The organism is Paenibacillus sp. J2L1-98 (assembly GCF_056269405.1).
This window is the reverse complement of the sequence record NZ_JBWDNW010000017.1, coordinates 29,416-48,041: the sequence shown is the minus strand read 5'-3', so window position 1 is coordinate 48,041 and position 18,626 is coordinate 29,416. Positions and strand designations below refer to the sequence as shown.

The following is an 18,626-nucleotide window of genomic DNA, read 5'->3' as shown; positions in this document are numbered from 1 at the left end:
TGCAACTTGTACTATCCTGGATTTGAAATCCAACCCAACATAGAAAACATGACGTTTAAGTATGGAAAGGGTATATTCGGACCTGCGGCAGAAAAAAGAAGACTTGACGATATTCGCAAAAGCTTAAGCCAGCCAGATGCGTACGGGCCTGAGATTGTATATTCCGTAGCAATGGATGTCGGTAAGGAATCGGACATACAGGACTTGAAACAGCGAAATTTATTGTACGGAGCGATGATTTTCGCCAAGGGTCAGATAGGAATGGAGCCGATTCGCAGTCAAGGTCATGTTCATTCAGTTTCTACTTCATGCCAAAGCTCAACACCAGAAGTGTATGAAATTTGGTCCGGCGATGCGATCATTTATATGCAGGAATACGACGGGGATCACCCCGGGAGGTGTTTTGCGGTTAAGGCAGCAGCCGGAGAGGTGGTCATTGTTCCCCCAGGCTGGGCGCACTGCACGATCAATGCGAATATCGATCGGGAGATGTTGTTTGGGGCTTGGTGCATCAGGGATTATGGCTTTGATTATGCAGGCGTTCGCGCTCACGGGGGAGTTGCACATTTTCCTTATGTCGAGGAGAAGGAATTGCAGTGGCGGGCTAATCCGAAATACAAAGAAGCTATGCTGGAAATCCGCAGAGCACGCGAATATCCCGAGTTCGGCATTGAAAAAGGCGTCCCGATCTATACCCAGTACGAGCATAACCGAGATTTGTTTGAGTTTGTATATAATCCAAGGGTGGCGCGGGAAGTATGGGAACATTTTACACCTTAATACTGGAAGGAGCTTGAATGATATGAGTAATCGATTGGTGGTTCATTTTGGCGCGGGGGCTTTAGGCCGAGGTTTAGTGGTCCCATTGTTATATCAGAGCCAATACGATGTTGTATTAGTTGATACCAATGAGGCGCTGAACGAGGAATTGAACCAGACGAAAAGCTATTTGATTGACGTGACGGATGCCCCGCAGGAAATGCGTTATCAGAAAATCAATATTGTAGAGTCTTTATCACCCGTCCGAGACAAAGAGAGAATAGTCGCTTATTTAACCAAAGCCCAAGTGGTGACCACTTCCGTCCGAAGGGAAAATTTAATCCATGTAGCCCGTACCTTAACAGAGGTGTGGGGAAACAGCGACCTAACGGCGGACCGCACAGTGATTTGCTGCGAAAATGTGGAGGACATAGGCGTATACTTCAAGGAATTGCTGCAGAGCGCGGCGGTGACGGCTGAGCAAAAAGAGAGAATGGCCAGTATTCGGGTTCCCGATACTATAGTGGATCGGATATGCGCCGCATCTTGGCCCGAGAGTACGACAATTACCTGTGAAAGCTTCCACGAATGCTCCGTAGATGCCAATGTTGTCGACGATACAGGGATAGCGTTGATTCCGTCGGTTCATCATCTACGTAAGCACTTTTCAAGAAAGCGCTTATTATTAAACACATATGCCGACGCTATGTCTTTTATTGCTATGGGACAGGGAAAAACGTATTTATACGAAGCGGCTGAAAGTCTTGAACTGAATCGGGAAGTGGCCCCGTATATGACACTGCTGCAAAAAATGCTCGTGCTTGAATACGATGCCGATTTAGATGAGTTGGTTCAATGGCAGCAAAAATACAGAAAACGGCTGAACAATCGAGAAATTCCGAGAGAACTCGGGACGGTTGCGCGGAATTTATGGTCCAAGCTTACGACGGATGAACGATTCGTTTGGCCCCTAATCAAGCTGCTGGAGTCGCAGGAAGACATCCGTGAAGGGCTTGCCTTCCTTGCCAAGCTTATTTCCGTAGGCGCAAGATTCGATTCCGAATTGTTGAATGAAGATCAAATCAAGGCTCGGTTAAGAGAGCTTTGGTGCGGAACACCGGAGGGCGAATTCTTTTACCACGAATGGGTGAAGAGATAAAAATTGATTGGTAGGCATGGCAACGCGCAGACCGAACGCTCATCTTTCAACGCTTTAATATTAGCATCATGTTTAATTATGAAATAAGAGACAGTGCCTCAGCGAATATTATGAAAAAACTGAAAGGCAATGCCTCTCATTGATGTACATGACCTGGATTAGTTGAAATTATTGGGGGAATATATATGAAAAAGAATTGGAAAATAGCTGCGGCCAGTTTGGTGGCAATCAGTATGATGTTGACTGGTTGCATGAGTCAAACGTCGAACAAGGAACAGTCGCAAGAAGCGCATGGTGCCAAATCCGATCAACCGTATAAGGGCAAGGAAATCTCGGCATTGCTGGAAGGGCATCCGACAAGTAACGCCATTAAGAAGATGCTACCGGAATTTGAGAAGGCAACGGGAATTAAGGTGAATCTGGAGCTTGTTCCCTTTAACGATTTGACTTCCAAAGCACTAATGGATTTCTCTAGCCATTCGGGCCGCTATGACATTGTGATGGACGACAGTGTTCACGGCATTGGCTTTGTGAAGGCGGGCTACGTAGAACCGCTGAACAAATTTACGCAGGACAAAACTTTGAACGCCAACTACGATGCGGCGGATTTCGTCCCCAAATATTTGAAGGCAATGGAAGTGAGCGGGCAGCAATACGGATTGCCTGTGTATGGGGAAAGCACGTTCCTCATGTACCGTAAAGATTTGTTTGAGAAATACAACATTGGGGTTCCGAAAACGTTCGATGAAATGACGGAAGCCGCAAAGAAAATCCACGATGAATCGAAGGGCGAAATTGCGGGGATCACGCTTCGCGGTGAGCAGGGCATCCAAAATGTGTATGTATGGGCCGCATTCCTCTGGGGGATGGGCGGCCAATGGCTGAATGAAGCAGGCAAATCAAACCTTGCTACACCTGAAGCCATCCAATCGTTGAATCAATACAAAGACCTTCTTAAAAAGTACGGCCCAGTCGGCGTCGCGAACTTCGGCTGGCAGGAAAATCGATTGCTGTTCCAGCAAGGCAAAGCGGCCATGACCATAGACGCTACAGTCAATGGGGCATTCAACGAAGACCCGAAAGAGTCATCAGTCGTCGGTAAAGTAGGCTATGCAGCGGTACCGGTACAAACAAGCAATCCCAAAGGAGGCTCTTCCTCTTTGGCGGTGCACGGTATGTATGTGTCAAAAGACAGTAAAAATAAAGAAGCGGCTTGGCTGTTCATGAGTTGGGCGACAGCGAAGGAGCAGCAAACCAAATCGATGTCGATAGATCCAAACTCAGGCGTCACTTCATTGAGCGCGATGAAAAGTAAAGCGTTCACATCGAAATTCGGAGCCTTTAAGGATGCCATGTTGCAAGCCATCGATAATGGAAATACCAATTACTTGCCACAAATCCCACAGTCAAACGAATTTATCAACAATACGGGAATTGCTATCTCGAAGGCGTTAACAGGCAATATGCCAGCGGATAAAGCTTTAGAGGAAGCGAATAATCTGAACAATAAAGCACTGGAATCGAAATAATACAATGAATGGGGGGCCAAGGATTGCATAACCTGCAAGAGTTAGTCCCCTCTAAGAAAGGAATGTGAATGCTTTGTCTTTTTATTCCAAGCATAAGGCTTTTCTTTGGCTAATTCCCAGTATGTTTATTTTTTGTTTATTTTCAGTTGTCGTCATGGGGTATTCGATTTACTTGAGTACCCATAATATCAATTTAGTTAATCAAGTTTTTTCCTTTGTCGGACTGTCGAACTTCTCCGATCTGCTAGTTGACAAACGTGCTTGGTCGGCGATGGTGAAAACCTTCAAGTTCTCTGCCATCTCAACTTTATTGGAAATAGCGCTTGGATTAGCTCTTGCGTTGTTTTTGAATCGTCCTTTTTGGGGACGTCGGATTGTACGTACGCTACTGCTCATTCCAATGATTATTACTCCCGTCGTTTCTGGGCTCATCTGGCGTATATTTTACGACCCGAATGCAGGTATCATTAACTATTATTTAGGTCTTCTGGGGTTAGGAAATAAACATGATTGGCTCGGCAGTACTGACTTGGCGATGTTCTCGGTGATTTTGGCCGATGTGTGGCAGTGGACGCCGTTCATTTTTCTGATATTGGCGTCAAGTCTCGATTCCCTGCCGCAGGATCCGATAGAGGCTGCCAAGGTGGATGGCTGTTCCAAGCTGCAAACCTTCATTTATGTCATTCTGCCGTTAATGAAGCCTTCGTTGTACATTGCGCTGTTTTTGAGGGTGATCGATAGCATCAAAACTTTTGACCTGATCTATGTCATGACTCGAGGGGGCCCTGCCTTATCGACTGAAACAGTAAATATGTATGCGTATATCCAAGGTTTTAACAATTTCAACTTAAGCTATGCGACAGTAATCAATTTCGTATTTACAATTGTCATCACGATCCTAGTGACTTATTTTTACAAGAGAATGAATAGTTCGAAAGCAATCTAATAGGAGGGAAGTGTGAAAACATGCGTATTTTGAGAACCGGATTTTTCTATTTGATTGTGGGCGTTATTTTACTTTTTTTCGTCAGTCCCTTAATTTGGCTGCTGATGACTTCTTTTAAAAACAGCCGGGAAGCTTTTGCGCTACCGCCTGTGTTCCTATTTACTCCGACTTTTGATAACTATTTAAATGTATTCGGAAGTTCGGACTTTTTTAAAGCGCTTTTTAACAGCTTGTTTATTTCGGTGACTTCGACCGTGCTGTGCTTAATATTCGGGTCTATTTCCGCCTATGCGCTAACCTATTTTAATATTAGAAAAAAATCCAATATTCTTAATTTTATATTGAGTACGCGGGTGGCTCCACCTATTCTTATGCTGCTTCCCGTTTATTTTATCGCCATTAACCTCGGCATCAACGATTCTTATATCCTGCTGATCGTGATTTATATGTTAATGAATCTGCCTTTTGCCATATTGATGCTTCTGACGTACTTCAATGATATTCCGAATGAGATCCGTGAGGCGGCTATGGTAGACGGATGTACGGAGATGGGCACTTTTATTAAGATTATTCTTCCAACCGCTCGAGGCGGGATCGCCGCGACCTTTATCTTGATGATGTTGCTGGTTTGGAATGAATTTTTCACCGCTCTCGTCTTAACAGGGAAAGAAACACAAACCTTACCGGTTCTGATTACCTCTTTCATGACGTTCCAAGGCACTGAGTGGGGGCCGTTAACGGCGGCAGGATCCTTTATTATGATGCCAATGCTCATATTCGGCATTCTCGTCCAGAAACATCTGGTGAAAGGGATGACAATGGGAGCTGTGAAGTAAGTTCAGTTTCCAAAGAGGAAGGAAGTCATCGAAGAGAAAAGGTATAACTTTTAAGAGATTGCAAGCGCTACCGAATGAGTCAGGACAAGAAACAAGGCTGTCCGATTTGTCAATCAGGTTAATTTGCCATCTGCATCTGTCAATTCCTCTTGTTGTTTGGTCGGACTTACAACAAGTAGGATTAGCAGATGTTTTTCCATTTGGGAGTCATGAAGAAATAAGAGCATTTGTAAAGGTACGCTTTGCCTATTTGGCGGAAAGCTAAGCCGCTTCATTTATACTTTATTAATTCGTATCATATTCGGAGGTATCATCATGAACGAGCTTATATTTTTAGAGCCTATTTTTAAGGAACGCATTTGGGGAGGGACAAAGCTGAACAAACTCTTTGGGTACGACCTGCCATCAGCAAAAACAGGGGAGTGCTGGGCGATTTCCGCACACTCGAACGGCCAAAGTATAGTGAAAACTGGAATTTTTGCCAGAAAAAAATTGGGTGAACTATGGAGGGATGAGCCGCAGTTATTCGGTTCCCAGTCGGAAGCATTCCCGCTGCTAATCAAAATTTTAGATGCTTCCGATGATTTGTCCGTACAAGTGCATCCTGATGATGAGTATGCAGGCAAGCATGAAAAAGGTGAGCTTGGTAAGACAGAGTGCTGGTACGTCCTGGATTGCGAACCAGGTGCAGAAATAATATTTGGTCATCATGCCAAAAATAAAGAGCAGTTTTCGGAGATGATTCAGTCTGCAAAGTGGAACGAGCTACTGTGCCGCGTACAAGTGAAGTCGGGCGACTTCTTCTTTGTACCTAGCGGTACTCTGCACGCTTTAGGAAAAGGGATCGTCGTATTAGAAACGCAGCAAAGCTCTGATACAACATATCGGGTTTACGACTATGACCGGCGGGATCATGACGGCCAATTGCGGGAGCTTCACATAAGCAAAGCTATCGACGTTACAATTGCACCCCATCAGCAAGGAAGCACAAATTTCTTCTATAGCCGAATAAACAATGCGGAGATTATCGAGTTCGTTTCTAATCGGTTTTTCACTATTCAGAAGTGGTTGGTTCGCGGCTTATGCCAATTTGAGCCTATGGAAAAGTATGCCTTGGGTAGTGTAATCTCCGGTACAGGAACATTAATATCTGGAGGCAAAACTTATCTTCTGCGCAAAGGAGATCATTTTATTATTCCACTTGGCTTCGGATCGTATAATTTAAATGGCCATATGGAACTAATCATCTCTACAGAGTAGCCGGAGCTTGGATTTATCTAATTAACTAGACTGTCCACGTCAAATTGACCGAAGGGCAGTCTTTTATTTTTATCATAATGACCCTGCTAAGATGGCATAGACAATTTCAGGAATTATTGTAGTATAGGGGTCACCTCGCGAAACGGAAATAATCGTATGCTAAGAGTCGCTGACTGGGCGTAGTGCCTGAACTTGCCGGGTGCCACCTGGTTGCTCTGTTGCCATGTGTAGTCGCCAGTCAGGTTGATGTGTTCCCATCCGAGTGGTGATAGTTGTTCTAATAGGTTGTCATCAATCGACCGTCCGCGCGCTCTTAACGCTTGTATCGCCCGTTCCAAGTAGACTGTATTCCACAGTACAATGGCTGCTACCACCAGATTGAGGCCGGAAGCACGATAGCGCTGATTCTCGAAACTGCGGTCACGCAGTTCGCCCAGTCGGTTAAAGAATACGGCGCGGGCCAGTGCATTCTTGGCTTCACCTTTGTTCAGGCCAACCTGTACCCGGCGGCGTAGCTCAACATTTTGCAACCAATCCAGCGTGAAAAGCGTGCGTTCGATACGTCCTAATTCCCGAAGCGCCATTACGTTGATGCCACCACCGATCAGGCTTGCCAGCGTTGGCTTTTATGTAGCCGTGAACATATAAATTTTTGTCTTTGAGGTCGCGGATACGCGGCGCAAAGCGGAAGCCCAATAGTTGCATCAGGCCAAAAAAATGATCAGTAAAGCCTGCTGTGTCGGTGTAGTGCTCTTCAATGTGCAAGACCGACTGACCGTCCAGCACATGGGTCGCATCGCGTACAGCGGCGTTGATGACTTTGGTGTGAAATGGTGCATATTGATCTGATATATGTGTGTAGAATGTGACGCCCGGCTCCTTGCCATATTTCGCGTTGAAGTGACCGGCGGCTTGGCCTGTGCCGCCAGCCCGGAACCACTGACCGTCTGATGATGAAGTCATGCCGTCTCCCCACCAAGTGCTGAAGGTTTGTTGGGACTGCGCATTGACCACGTCGGCCAGCGCCGCCGAGTAGGTTTCATCGCGGATATGCCATGCCTGTAACCAGGACAGCTTGGCATAGGTCGCGCCGGGGCAGGATTCCGCCATTTTAGTCAGCCCGAGATTGATCCCATCAGCGAGGATTGCAGTCAACAGCAGATTCTTGTCAGCGGCTGAATCGTTGGTCTTCATATGGGTGAAGTGACGCGTGAAGTTAGTCCATCCGTCCACTTCCAGCAACAGATCGGTAATTTTCAAATGTGGTAGGTAGTAGCGCATACGCTTGACGCATCAGGGCATCTGCTTCTTCTGGAACCGCGTTAGAGAGCGGGGTGGTTTTGAGTCCACTGTCTGTAATGGCCGCATCCGGCAGCTCGTTTTGCAAAGCAAGCTGTTCCGTTTTGATCAATTCGCGTTCCAGTACCTTGAGCCTCTCTTCAAGAAAGCGCTCACAATCGGTGTCCACGGATAGTCCAAGTTCTTGGCGTTGACGTTGATCTGTGAAGTGTGGTATCGGTAATAGATACTCTTCGAAGTCCTTGAACTGGCGTGATCCCTGCACCCAAATGTCACCGGAGCGCAGAGCGTTCTTCATCTCTGACAGCACGCAGAGTTCGTAGAAGCGACGGTCAAAGCCATCCTCTGTGCGGACAACGTTTTCCCAGCGCTTGCGAACGAAACTTGTCGGTGCATCCTCTGGCACCTTACGCGCCTGACGTTGATTCATGCTCTTAAGCATTTCCACCCCTTCCAGAATGTCACGTGCGGCTGGCGCAGCTTTGAGTTGAAGCGATTCCAAAAGTGTTGGAGTATAGCGACGAAGCTGGGTGAAACCGTCGCCGATCAGCGGAAGATAGTCGAAGTCTGCAGGCTGAGCCAATTTTTCTACTTCTGTGACGCTCTCGGTAAATACCTGCCATGGCAAGATGGATTCGATGGCCGCAAACGGATCACCCCGCTTTGTTTGGCTTCCAACAGTACTCGACCGATGCGGAAATAAAGACGCAACTTGTCGTTGATCGCCTTTCCTGACTGTTGAAAGCGATCGGCGTGATGTCGTTTGGCTCGGTTGAATAGCATCCCGAGTATACGGTCGTGCATATCTATGATTTCGTCGATAAGTGTGGCTCGGGTATCGTGTACGACAGCGACCAAAGTAGCGTAGCGGCGGGTGGATTCCAGATCTCGCAGATGCTGCGAGGTCATCTGGCTACCCTCTCTGGCGATTTTCAATAGCCGATTCTGATGAACGGTACGTTCAAGACCATCTGATAATCCCAAGTCTCTAATAGTTCGCAGCCGTTCGATATGGGCCTGGACATGTTTGGCATTCGGAACGCCCGGTGGCTTCCGTAGCCAAGTCAATGGACTGGTCATGGTGCCCTCACGAACCGACAACAGATTGTCCAGCATTTGCCGTTGGTATGCGGACAAGCACTCAGTTAATACCTCGTATACATGCCGGATTTCACGGGGGAGTGCATCTGCGCACACCCTTTCGATCACATCTATGGTCGGTACAATGATATGTTGTTGGCTTAACATATCCAGTAATGCCGTTGCCAACACCATGCCTCGGTCAGTCTGCTGCGCGAGTTCGGAGAGATGATGAACGAATTTACGTATATGAGACGTTCCGAATGGAGTCACCACAAGCCAAGCTTGCAGTTCCAGCAAGTGTTCGCGCCGGGTTTCAACCCGCTGAGCGTACTGCGGCCATAGAGCAGGATTTAGGTGCAATTGCCGTGCTACGAAGAATAAAAGCGCCTCTGACGGTTGAGTATTTGTGGGCAACACGCAGCCGGGGTAACGCAGGTAGCACAATTGAACGACAAAGCCGAGGCGGTTGTGCCCACCGCGATGCTGCTGGATGACGGAAATCCGGCTCACTTAAGGTGTAGTGCCGGATGAGCTCATCTTCGGCAGTTGGAAATGCCAAGAGGGAGGCACGTTCGGTTGGAGTGAAGATGCTACGACGCGGCATGTTTAGTCTCCCCTCAGATATTGATATAACGTCTCACGACTGATGCCATACTCGCGGGCCAATTCTGACTTTTTCTCGCCGGCCTGCGCACGTTGGCGCAATTCTGCCACCTGTTCGAAAAGCAATGACTTCTTTCGTCCTCGGTATACGCCACGCTGTTTGGCTAGTGCAATTCCTTCGCGCTGACGATCGCGAATCAAGGCGCGCTCGAACTCTGCAAAAGCCCCCATTACAGACAGCATAAGGTTGGCCACAGGTGAATCTTCACCAGTAAAGGTTAAATTCTCTTTAACAAACTCGATCTGAACGTTCCGTTTGGTTAGATCTTGGACGATTTTCCGAAGGTCATCCAAGTTACGAGCGAGACGATCCATGCTATGTACCACCACTATATCTCTTTCGCGAACAAACGCGAGTAACGCTTCTAATTGCGGTCTTTGCCTATCTTTACCGGATGCTTTGTCCGTAAACAGCCCATCTATCTGAACTTGTTCCAATTGTCTGCTCGAAGCTGCTTACCCGGACATAACCAATGCGTTGACCCTTCATAAAAAAGCTCCTCATCCCAATAGTGTCAGGAATAAGTCTGTAACCCTTTGCGGAATGTGTCAATTAATATTTATTACTATCCTATTCTGACGCTTTTCTAGTGGTCTCCTGACGTCAATTTGAGGTATAGTTCATTATGACAAGCAGACTCAGAGGGGGATTGAGCAAGGAAATTAGAAGACTTTTACTCAGTTAGCGATATGATAAGATTTACTACTCCAAACATTACATAAAGATTCTATAAATAATACAAGATATCCATAGATCTTCTATAGGATGCATGTCCGTATCGTAATTATAATAAAAGTACGGTAAACGCTTTCGAATTTACGTTTAACGCTATATTGAAAGGAGAGGTCTCCTATGAAAAAGTTAGGATCTTTGGTGTTGGCAACTTTGTTGGTGTTGGGGTTGACTGCTTGCGGTGGTGGCAATAACGCAACTTCGGGGACAAAACCGACGGATGCATCAAAAGGTAGTAATGATCAGGCTTCGGCCACAAAAGCAACAGAATCTGTAGAGGCTAAATTATTTTATGACAATGCGGCATGGACGGACTACCTGAAGGAGATCAACCCAATTACGTTGAAAAACGATCAAACGGAGCTTACTGGTGTTCCTTACAACGAACCCACTTCCTTCCAAACGGCAGTTCGAATCGGTTTTACGACGAACGATGCAGCAGATGTATTTAAATGGTGGAACGGCTTTCAAATGAAAGAACTCGTTGATGCCGGTTATCTGGCTGACATGTCACAGCAGTGGAAAGATATGGTTAAGGACGGCGTGGATCCATCTATGGCCAACATGTTGACCTTTAACGGCAAGACGTACGGAATTCCAGCTGGTGTGCATTATTGGGTGATGTACTATAACAAAAAAGTATTTAATGACAATGGACTGAAGCCGCCGCAAACCTGGGATGAATTCCTGACAGTTTCCGATACGTTGAAGGCGAAAGGCATAACGCCAATCGGCACAACGACAACGGACGTGTGGAACGGCTTCATCTGGTTTGAGGAAATGATGATTCACTCCAATCCTGATCTTTATAACAAGTTGGTTGTCGGCCAAGCGAAATATACCGATCCGGGTGTCGTCGAAGCGATGAAGACTTGGAAATCACTGTACGACAAGGGTTATTTTGCGAAACCTATGGATTGGAATAAAGAAATTCCATCAGCGATGGCCAAAGGACAGTTCGCGATGTATTTGATGGGTACATGGTATTCAGACTATTTTGAAAATGCAGGAATGAAACCGGGTGAGGACTTCGGAACCTTCGTACTTCCTGCGATCAAACCGGAGGCGGGCAACACCGTCATCTCTGAGGTGACCCCATTCCTCGTTTCGCAGAACTCAAAGAACAAAGATAATGCCATCAAAGCGCTTGTAGGCCTGACCAAAAAAGAAGCGAACGAGAAAGTGCTCACCTTATACGGAGGCGTTCCAATCCGCAAGGATATCGAGTCCAAAGATCCGATCATTAAAGATTTGGTTGGCACTATCCATGCTGGTGAGTATAAATCGATTACACGTTTTTGGGAAGCGACACCTTCCGAACTTTCGGAATATGCTTCTAGCGAATTTCAACGATTCATGCTGAACCCGGACCAATATATGACGGTTCTTAATAATATTCAGAAGAAAGCTGATAAATATTGGGCTAATCATAAATAATATTTGTGCCAGGGAACCGCTTTTGGAGCGGTCCCTGGTTTATTTCGTAAAGGGGGGTTATTCGTGTATGTTTCATTTCCGAATCGGCTTATACTGATCATCGTTGTTACGATTTTGATACCTACCGTACTCATCAATTATGTGACTTTCTCCTTCATCAAGCAGGAGATGCAAACAGAGGCGGCATCCTGGCTTCAGGGGATGACGGTGAACACCGGGGAAACGATGGATAGTTATACGAAGCTACTGGAAGGCATTACGATAAATCCCGCTTTCGACTACACGCTGATGGGCATTCTGGAAACGCATCGAAATAACAAGAACGGCTTGTTAGGTTACTCGTATGACGATACAGCGCAAATTAACGGAATGCTTTCTATGATATGGGCGTCCGATCGCAAGAGTCTGGTTACCGTAGATTTGTTCGATAGCAACGGAAATCGGTTTCGGATTGGAGAAGAAATCAAGGAAATTGACACGAAATGGGTGGAATTTACTAGGCAGTCACAAGGAGGAAGCATTATAACACCTCCGTTGAAACTTCAGAACGGGCGTACTTTGTTTTCTATGTCAAGACTGCTGTACAATCCCCAAACGTTTAAAGAGGTCGGTATGATCCGCATGTACTTCCTGCTCGATTTCCTGAAACTATCAAGTGATGAGATGTTACAAAAAGAAGGTTTTTTGTTGCTTGTGGACGATAGTGGACACGTTCTGTTCGGTAATCAGCAGTCCTGCGGTAACAAGTTGCTGACTGATTGTATTGGACCCAATCATGTTAAGAGCAGTTATAAATCGGAAGTGACAGGCTGGACGCTGGTCGGAGCCATGCCTATGTCACAATTATTTTACAAAGTCAACCGGATTCAGCAATCTATTCTTCTGGTCAACATTTTCTTTTTCGTAGTTGCCTTGTTAGTCATTGCCGGACTTAGTTACCGGATTTCGCTTCCGATTAAGAAGTTGAGTCGAATGATGCAGACAGCACCAAAGATGCAATTTCATATTCGGGTTACGGAAACGAACCGAAAGGATGAGATTGGTATGATCACATCTAGCTTTCGCCATATGCTTAGCCGCATTCAGGAGCTCATTGCCGAGGTAACGGACACTGAGCAGCGGCGCAAACGATCCGAAGTTTTGGCGTTACAAGCGCAAATCAACCCGCACTTTTTAAACAACACGTTGAGTGCTATCGCCATGCAGGCGGAGATCGATGGTAACTATAACATCTCAGGTATGGCGTCCCAGCTCGGTAAACTGCTCCGTTATGCAATCGGGCAAGAAAAGGAATGGGTGGACGTCAAGAGGGAGAGCGAGCATATTGAGCTATACATGCAGATCATGAGATACCGTTATCCGAAGGTTAAGTTGGAGCTAGAAGTGGATGAACAGGTGATGAAGTGGAGGATGATTAAGCTGCTCTTGCAGCCGATTGTGGAGAACGCAATTCTGCATGGTATTGTTCCAAATCGACAGGAAGGCACAGTCCGCATTTGGATCACAGCGAAAGCCAGGGAAACACTCTGTATAGTCATTGAGGATTCAGGCAAAGGTATGGATGATGTAGAGATAACAGCCTTGAGGAATGCCATGTCCGGCATCGAAATGCAGGAAACTACGACAAGAGAAGGGATAGGAATCCGCAATGTCTACGAAAGAATTCGACTCGCATATGGGGGCGGACCGTTCCGATTCGATGTGGAAAGTGAAATGTATCAAGGGACGCGATTCATACTTGAGCTTCCCAGAATCGAGCAATATGAACATACTGATCGTTGATGACGAGGAAGTGCTGCGCCACGGAATTAAGGCGATGATTGAGCGGATGGATCTTCCTTTCACTGTAGTAGGCATGGCGGAAGACGGGGTGCAAGCGCTGGAGCAGCTTAAGCAACTTGAGCAGCTTGAGCCTGATGTTATTTTGAGCGACATCCGTATGCCCAGACTGGGTGGTCTGGAGCTTATACAGTTAGCAACCGCCCAATATCCGAAGGTAAGATCGATCATTCTGAGCGGATATGACGATTTCGAATATGCGAAGCGAGCGATTCGTCTCGGCTGCAAAGATTATTTGGTCAAGCCCCCCAGTTTCTCCGAACTGCGCGAGCTGCTACTTTCGATTTATAAGGAACGTTCCGAGGAGAAAGAAAAGCTGCTGGATGAAACTAGAAAAAGCAAGATCATTAACCGCAATCAACTGTTGATCCGAACAGACTTCCTGCGTAACCTTACAGCTAAAAGTGGTGTCTTGCGAACGACTGACATTCGTGAGCAGGCCAGGGGAATCGGGCTGAATCTTGATGAGGAGCATTATACGGTAGCCACACTCAAGTTCGAGAAACAAGCTGAGCTTAGAAAGAAATATAATTCAGCGGAATGGGAGTTACTCAAATATGCTGCATGGAACATTACGGAAGAGATGCTAGAGCACCCCCTATGCTTTTATGACGAAGCTTCACATCTCATTATGCTGATGAAGGAGCCTCTCTCGACCGAAGAGTGCATAGAAAAATGTATGGCGCTGCGCTATAACATTAACCATTTTCTGAATTTGAAGGTTTCGATCTCCATCTCACAGCCGGTGCAGCTATCTTCAATTGGTGTTGCTTATAAGGAAGCTAGTCAGCTGTTAAGCATAAGGTGGGTGCGAGAGAAGTCTGTTGTAGTCACCTCTAGTGATACTGCAACACTAACGAATGACAATATCCAATATCACCTGGATCAGCTTCTAGAATTGTTTAAGGCTGACGATACACGGGAGATCTGTTCGAAGCTAAATAGCTGGGTCCTATCAGTCAAAGGTTCAGCCTACTCGCCGACAGCTCTGGAACGACTTGCACAGGAATTGAAAATTGCCTTGATTACGCTGTACAGCAATGTGCTCGTTTCCGATGAAGACTCCAGGACACAAGGGCTCTCCTCAATGCCAGCGTGGCTTGAACGGTTGGAACTAGCTGATTCGCTGATGGAGTTAATTTCGCCGCTCTTGCTAGCGATCGAGCGCTTGGATCTAAAGGAACAGTCAGGCACGCTGCTGCACAACCGCACGATCGAGCAGGCGATCGCATTCATACGGGCACGCTTCAACAGCAATTTGAACTTATCCTCTATCGCCGAGAAAGTCAACATGAATCCCACCTACTTCAGCGTATTTTTCAAGAAGAAGACCGGTAAAGGTGTTATCGAATACTTGACGGGAATCCGAATGGAGGAAGCAAAAAAGCTGCTGCAGGAGACGGACTCGAAAACTTATCAGGTGGCCGAGCAGGTTGGCTACCCAGATGCAGCGTATTTTTCTAACCAATTCAAACGCTACACCGGGATGACGCCGCAGGAGTTCCGCAATAAAGGGCAGCTATAAATTCTACAAGAAATCCATAGATCTTCTATACCTTCTGCTTCGCCTTTTTCTTACAATAGTAGTAGAAACGGCGAGAGCCTAAGCTAGGAGGAAAAAAGAGATGACAGCATACTTGAAGAGGAACGGGGCAGCCCTGCTTTACACGCTTCCTGCCGCTTTGCTCATCACCGCATTTTTTATCACCTCGATCGTATATACGATCTACTTGAGCTTTACCGAATATAGCGGATTGGCGGCACCCAAGTGGGTCGGATTGGCCAATTATGTGGCCATCTTTCAAGACGCTACGTACATCACTTCAGTGAACAATACGCTGATTTGGGTATTTGCCACATTGGTCCTACCTGTAGGGCTAGGGCTAATGTTCAGCGTGCTGCTGCAAAACTTAAAGGGGCAGCGACTATTCAAAAACATTTTTTATTTGCCGTACGCGATGTCTCTTACGGTGGTTGGTGTTATCTGGGTATTTTTGTTTTCCCAAACCGGCATCAACTTCGTGTTGCAACTATTCGGGCTGGGGTCGTTCGCGAGGGATTGGCTGACCTCAACGCCGGACAATACGTTTGCGATGATCGTCGCTTCGGTGTGGCAGGGGACCGGGACGAACATGCTGTTATTTCTGATTGGCCTTGGTGCTTTGCCCAAGGAACCATTTGAAGCCGCGGCGATTGACGGAGCAAACCGGATCCGTACATTCTGGAGCATAACGCTTCCAATGCTTAGCCCAATTACGATTGTTGTGATGGGGATGTCCCTTGTGAACAGTTTTAAGATTTTTGATATTATTTGGGTCATGACAATGGGTGGTCCGTACCGTTCTTCGGAAACGCTTGCAGTGACGATGTATCGAGAATCATTCGTACTATTCCATTTCGGACAAGGCGCCGCGATATCTATTGTTTTGACAGTTGCTTCTATCGCTGTTTCCTGGTTTTATTTGCGAAAAACGATTGTGAAGGAGGGATGAGTGACATGAAACGAATACGAATAGGGCAATGGGTGACATACATTATTATCAGTGTACTAGCCGTTTTCTGGGTGACTCCTGTCATCTTAGTCGTAATGAACGCCTCCAAATCGTTGGCGGATTTCAGTAGTGGAAACATTTGGGTTTTCCCGAAGACGTTCCAGTTAGGCTTAAATATGATGGATGCGCTGCGAATGGGCAATTTGGGTCATGGTCTCATGAGCAGCTTATGCTATGGAGTGCTTGGTTCAGGAATCGCGATATTCCTTGCAGCTATGGCCGCATTCGGGATTGTGATACTAAGATTAAAGGGCGGCTTTTACTGGTTCTTGCTCATCTATAGTGGTACTATTTTTCCCTTTCAAATGTACTTGGTTCCGTTGTTCAAGGGTTATCAAAAGTTAGGTCTCTACGATACCTTTGGCGGCATGCTATTATTTTATATTGCAATTGCCATTCCATTCTGCGTCTTTCTCTTGCGCAATTACATGACGACATTGCCTTACGAAATCGTGGAAGCGGCACAGCTTGACGGTAGTCACAGCTTTGGTATCTTTACCAGGGTCATCTGCCCACTGCTACTGCCACCGATCTCCGTCCTGTTTTTATTCCAGTTCACGTGGATTTGGAACGACCTGGTTTTCGGTATGACGCTGTCCCGATCGGAAACGGTTCGTCCAGTTATGGCTGGTCTGGCGACGATGCAGGGGATTTACTTCCGTTCAGGGATCACCACGCTGTTGGCCGGGATCGTGTTGACTTCAATGCCGACGATTTTGCTGTTCTTCGCTTTGCAACGCAATTTTATCAAGGGTATGCTGCTTTCTGTTAAATCGTAACGGAAATAGTGGTAATGATAAAGCACCTAAGATAGCGATTCAAGGATGGAACGATCAAGTGTGGCGTGGTTACTTAGACATCGCCAAGTAGCTTCTCAATGCAGCGAAAGATCGCGATGACAAGTTCGTCTTAACCGTTGAATGCTACCCAGGCGTCCGAATTGATGAAATCGTGAACGGTTTACGGGACGAGCTTCCAATTGTTGAAGTTGTGATGGCAGAGCAGGCAACAAAGCCGAAAGAGTACATCGATGCAATGCTGGAGCGCTTCTTAACCGACGACCGAGTGTTCGGTTACATGGCTCCATTCGAGATAGCCGATTATTACGATGGGGACAGGATAGAGAATCTTCGCCAAGAGTTAGATTTGATTACCGAAGGAGTCGTTCTAATCATTGGGACGGGTGCTTCGGTGATTGCCAAAGGGGATTTATCCGTTTACGCCGACCTGGCGCGATGGGAGACCAGCTTCGTTATCGCAGTCAGGAAATAGGGAATTGGCTGGCTGAAAACCATAGTGAAGATATTTTACGTAAATACAAACGCGGGTATTTCATCGAATGGCGGGCAGCGGATAGTTTAAAGCGGTCACTATTACCTCACACAGATTATTATTTGGACACGAACGTTAAGGACGATCCGAAGTTGTTAGGTCGGGAAGAGATTTTTGACGGGATTAAACAGGCTGTCAGACAGCCATTGCGGCTAGTACCGTATTTAGATCCCGGGGTATGGGGAGGAACATGGTTGGAAGCAACGATTGGCCTCGAACCGCGAGAGCATCCTATGCATGGGGCTTTGACGGTGTACCGGAGGAAAACAGTTTGTATTTTAACTATGGCGTGATACGCATAGAAATTCTCGATTAACCTGGTCTTCTTCGAGTCCGAGGCGTTGCTCGGCAAGCATGTATTTTCACGCTTCGGCGCGGAATTTCCGATCCGTTTCGATTTCCTCGACACCAACGGTGGGCAAAATCTGAGCTTGCAGGTACATCCATTCACCGAATACATGAAGGAAACGTTCGGTATGTCCTACACAAAGGATGAGAGTTACTATATGCTCGATGCTTCCCCTGGAGCGACCGTTTATTTGGGTTTAAAAGAAGGAATTGATCCTGATGCCATGTTTCAGACTTGGAGCGTGCTCAAGAGGGGGAATTCTCTTTCCCTGTGGAGAACTACGTGAACGTATTTCCAGCTCAGAAGCACGATCACTTTCTGATACCGGCGGGAACCATTCATTGTTCCGGGACGAACGGTATGATACTTGAAATCAGCGCGACATCGTAAATATTTACTTTTAAGTTGTGGGATTGGGATCGGCTCGGTCTGGACGGCAAGCCGAGACCCGTTCATCTCGAACACGGCCGCCAAAATATCGCGTTGAATCGTACGACCGAATGGGTAGAACGGGAATTAGTCAATCGGAAGGTTCGAGTCGCTACCGGCGACGGATGGATCGAGGAGAAAACAGGATTGCATGAGCTGGAATTTATCGAAACCCGCCGCCATTGGTTTACCGAGAAAGTAACGCATCATACCTTAGGTGGAGTAAATATGCTCAATCTGATCGAGGGTGAGGAAGCTGTGGTGGAAAGTCCTACAGGCGAGTTTGCGCCGTTTGTTGTCCGTTATGCGGAGACGTTTATTGTTCCTGCTTGCGTAGGCACGTATACAATTCGAACGAGTGCACGCAGTGAGGGAACGATGCTTGGGACGATTAAAGCGTACGTAAGGGATTGAGGTTACA

General features: G+C 46.6%; 16 protein-coding genes and 1 pseudogene. 15 read left to right on the top strand and 2 right to left on the bottom strand.

Annotated elements, in window-relative coordinates:
* The first annotated feature begins 6 nt into the window (after positions 1 to 6).
* The 6 genes from AC0YNZ_RS23320 to manA all read left to right on the top strand — a co-directional run bounded on the left by AC0YNZ_RS23320 (position 7) and on the right by manA (position 6,489).
* Positions 7 to 780 carry a glucose-6-phosphate isomerase family protein gene (locus AC0YNZ_RS23320; RefSeq protein WP_475828890.1) on the top strand — a complete coding sequence of 258 codons (774 nt, stop codon included), beginning with the start codon at positions 7 to 9 and terminating at the stop codon, positions 778 to 780.
* Positions 781 to 802: 22 nt separating this feature from the next.
* Positions 803 to 1,918 carry a mannitol dehydrogenase family protein gene (locus AC0YNZ_RS23315; RefSeq protein WP_475828889.1) on the top strand — a complete coding sequence of 372 codons (1,116 nt, stop codon included), beginning with the start codon at positions 803 to 805 and terminating at the stop codon, positions 1,916 to 1,918.
* Positions 1,919 to 2,103: 185 nt separating this feature from the next.
* Positions 2,104 to 3,447, top strand: coding sequence for an ABC transporter substrate-binding protein (locus tag AC0YNZ_RS23310; RefSeq protein ID WP_475828888.1), 1,344 nt, complete (start codon positions 2,104 to 2,106; stop codon positions 3,445 to 3,447).
* Positions 3,448 to 3,619: 172 nt separating this feature from the next.
* The gene (locus tag AC0YNZ_RS23305) at positions 3,620 to 4,393 is read left to right on the top strand and encodes a carbohydrate ABC transporter permease (RefSeq protein ID WP_475828887.1); all 774 of its coding nucleotides are present in this window, start codon (positions 3,620 to 3,622) and stop codon (positions 4,391 to 4,393) included.
* A gap of 20 nt (positions 4,394 to 4,413) precedes the next feature.
* Positions 4,414 to 5,229, top strand: coding sequence for a carbohydrate ABC transporter permease (locus AC0YNZ_RS23300; protein WP_475828886.1), 816 nt, complete (start codon positions 4,414 to 4,416; stop codon positions 5,227 to 5,229).
* 315 nt (positions 5,230 to 5,544) lie between these two features.
* Positions 5,545 to 6,489: a mannose-6-phosphate isomerase, class I gene (manA, locus tag AC0YNZ_RS23295; RefSeq protein WP_475828885.1), complete on the top strand. Its 945-nt coding sequence runs from the start codon at positions 5,545 to 5,547 to the stop codon at positions 6,487 to 6,489.
* Between the two features lie 159 nt (positions 6,490 to 6,648).
* Here manA and AC0YNZ_RS23290 read toward each other — a convergent pair.
* Both AC0YNZ_RS23290 and AC0YNZ_RS23285 read right to left on the bottom strand, forming a co-directional pair.
* Positions 6,649 to 9,475: pseudogene (locus tag AC0YNZ_RS23290) on the bottom strand (Tn3 family transposase).
* A gap of 2 nt (positions 9,476 to 9,477) precedes the next feature.
* Positions 9,478 to 9,972 carry a recombinase family protein gene (locus AC0YNZ_RS23285; RefSeq protein WP_475828884.1) on the bottom strand — a complete coding sequence of 165 codons (495 nt, stop codon included), beginning with the start codon at positions 9,970 to 9,972 and terminating at the stop codon, positions 9,478 to 9,480.
* Positions 9,973 to 10,387: 415 nt separating this feature from the next.
* Here AC0YNZ_RS23285 and AC0YNZ_RS23280 point away from each other — a divergent pair, with 415 nt between their 5' ends.
* The 9 genes from AC0YNZ_RS23280 (at position 10,388) to AC0YNZ_RS23240 (ending at position 18,619) form a co-directional block, all read left to right on the top strand.
* Complete coding sequence (locus tag AC0YNZ_RS23280; protein ID WP_475828883.1) at positions 10,388 to 11,704, top strand: ABC transporter substrate-binding protein; 1,317 nt, start codon at positions 10,388 to 10,390, stop codon at positions 11,702 to 11,704.
* Positions 11,705 to 11,767: 63 nt separating this feature from the next.
* Positions 11,768 to 13,486 carry a sensor histidine kinase gene (locus AC0YNZ_RS23275; protein ID WP_475828882.1) on the top strand — a complete coding sequence of 573 codons (1,719 nt, stop codon included), beginning with the start codon at positions 11,768 to 11,770 and terminating at the stop codon, positions 13,484 to 13,486.
* Positions 13,467 to 15,068, top strand: a complete 1,602-nt coding sequence (locus AC0YNZ_RS23270; protein WP_475828881.1) for a response regulator transcription factor — start codon at positions 13,467 to 13,469, stop codon at positions 15,066 to 15,068. Before AC0YNZ_RS23275 ends, AC0YNZ_RS23270 begins: the two co-directional genes overlap by 20 nt.
* A gap of 100 nt (positions 15,069 to 15,168) precedes the next feature.
* Positions 15,169 to 16,035, top strand: coding sequence for a carbohydrate ABC transporter permease (locus tag AC0YNZ_RS23265; protein WP_475828880.1), 867 nt, complete (start codon positions 15,169 to 15,171; stop codon positions 16,033 to 16,035).
* 5 nt (positions 16,036 to 16,040) lie between these two features.
* The gene (locus AC0YNZ_RS23260; protein WP_475828879.1) at positions 16,041 to 16,874 is read left to right on the top strand and encodes a carbohydrate ABC transporter permease; all 834 of its coding nucleotides are present in this window, start codon (positions 16,041 to 16,043) and stop codon (positions 16,872 to 16,874) included.
* Between the two features lie 172 nt (positions 16,875 to 17,046).
* Positions 17,047 to 17,367: a hypothetical protein gene (locus AC0YNZ_RS23255; protein WP_475828878.1), complete on the top strand. Its 321-nt coding sequence runs from the start codon at positions 17,047 to 17,049 to the stop codon at positions 17,365 to 17,367.
* Positions 17,331 to 17,720, top strand: a complete 390-nt coding sequence (locus tag AC0YNZ_RS23250; RefSeq protein ID WP_475828877.1) for a hypothetical protein — start codon at positions 17,331 to 17,333, stop codon at positions 17,718 to 17,720. The genes AC0YNZ_RS23255 and AC0YNZ_RS23250 overlap by 37 nt, the downstream gene beginning before the upstream one ends.
* 48 nt (positions 17,721 to 17,768) lie before the next feature.
* A complete protein-coding gene (locus AC0YNZ_RS23245; protein ID WP_475828876.1) occupies positions 17,769 to 18,062 on the top strand; it encodes a hypothetical protein in 294 nt (97 codons plus the stop codon).
* A 119-nt stretch (positions 18,063 to 18,181) separates the two neighbouring features.
* The gene (locus AC0YNZ_RS23240; RefSeq protein WP_475828875.1) at positions 18,182 to 18,619 is read left to right on the top strand and encodes a hypothetical protein; all 438 of its coding nucleotides are present in this window, start codon (positions 18,182 to 18,184) and stop codon (positions 18,617 to 18,619) included.
* The last annotated feature ends 7 nt before the right edge of the window (positions 18,620 to 18,626 follow it).

Coding starts and splice junctions, on each gene's coding strand:
- AC0YNZ_RS23270 (WP_475828881.1), top strand. CDS start 13,467: ATGAACATACTGATCGTTGATGACGAGGAAGTGCTGCGCCACGGAATT.
- AC0YNZ_RS23280 (WP_475828883.1), top strand. CDS start 10,388: ATGAAAAAGTTAGGATCTTTGGTGTTGGCAACTTTGTTGGTGTTGGGG.
- AC0YNZ_RS23300 (WP_475828886.1), top strand. CDS start 4,414: ATGCGTATTTTGAGAACCGGATTTTTCTATTTGATTGTGGGCGTTATT.
- AC0YNZ_RS23260 (WP_475828879.1), top strand. CDS start 16,041: ATGAAACGAATACGAATAGGGCAATGGGTGACATACATTATTATCAGT.
- AC0YNZ_RS23250 (WP_475828877.1), top strand. CDS start 17,331: ATGGGAGACCAGCTTCGTTATCGCAGTCAGGAAATAGGGAATTGGCTG.
- AC0YNZ_RS23315 (WP_475828889.1), top strand. CDS start 803: ATGAGTAATCGATTGGTGGTTCATTTTGGCGCGGGGGCTTTAGGCCGA.
- manA (WP_475828885.1), top strand. CDS start 5,545: ATGAACGAGCTTATATTTTTAGAGCCTATTTTTAAGGAACGCATTTGG.
- AC0YNZ_RS23310 (WP_475828888.1), top strand. CDS start 2,104: ATGAAAAAGAATTGGAAAATAGCTGCGGCCAGTTTGGTGGCAATCAGT.
- AC0YNZ_RS23265 (WP_475828880.1), top strand. CDS start 15,169: ATGACAGCATACTTGAAGAGGAACGGGGCAGCCCTGCTTTACACGCTT.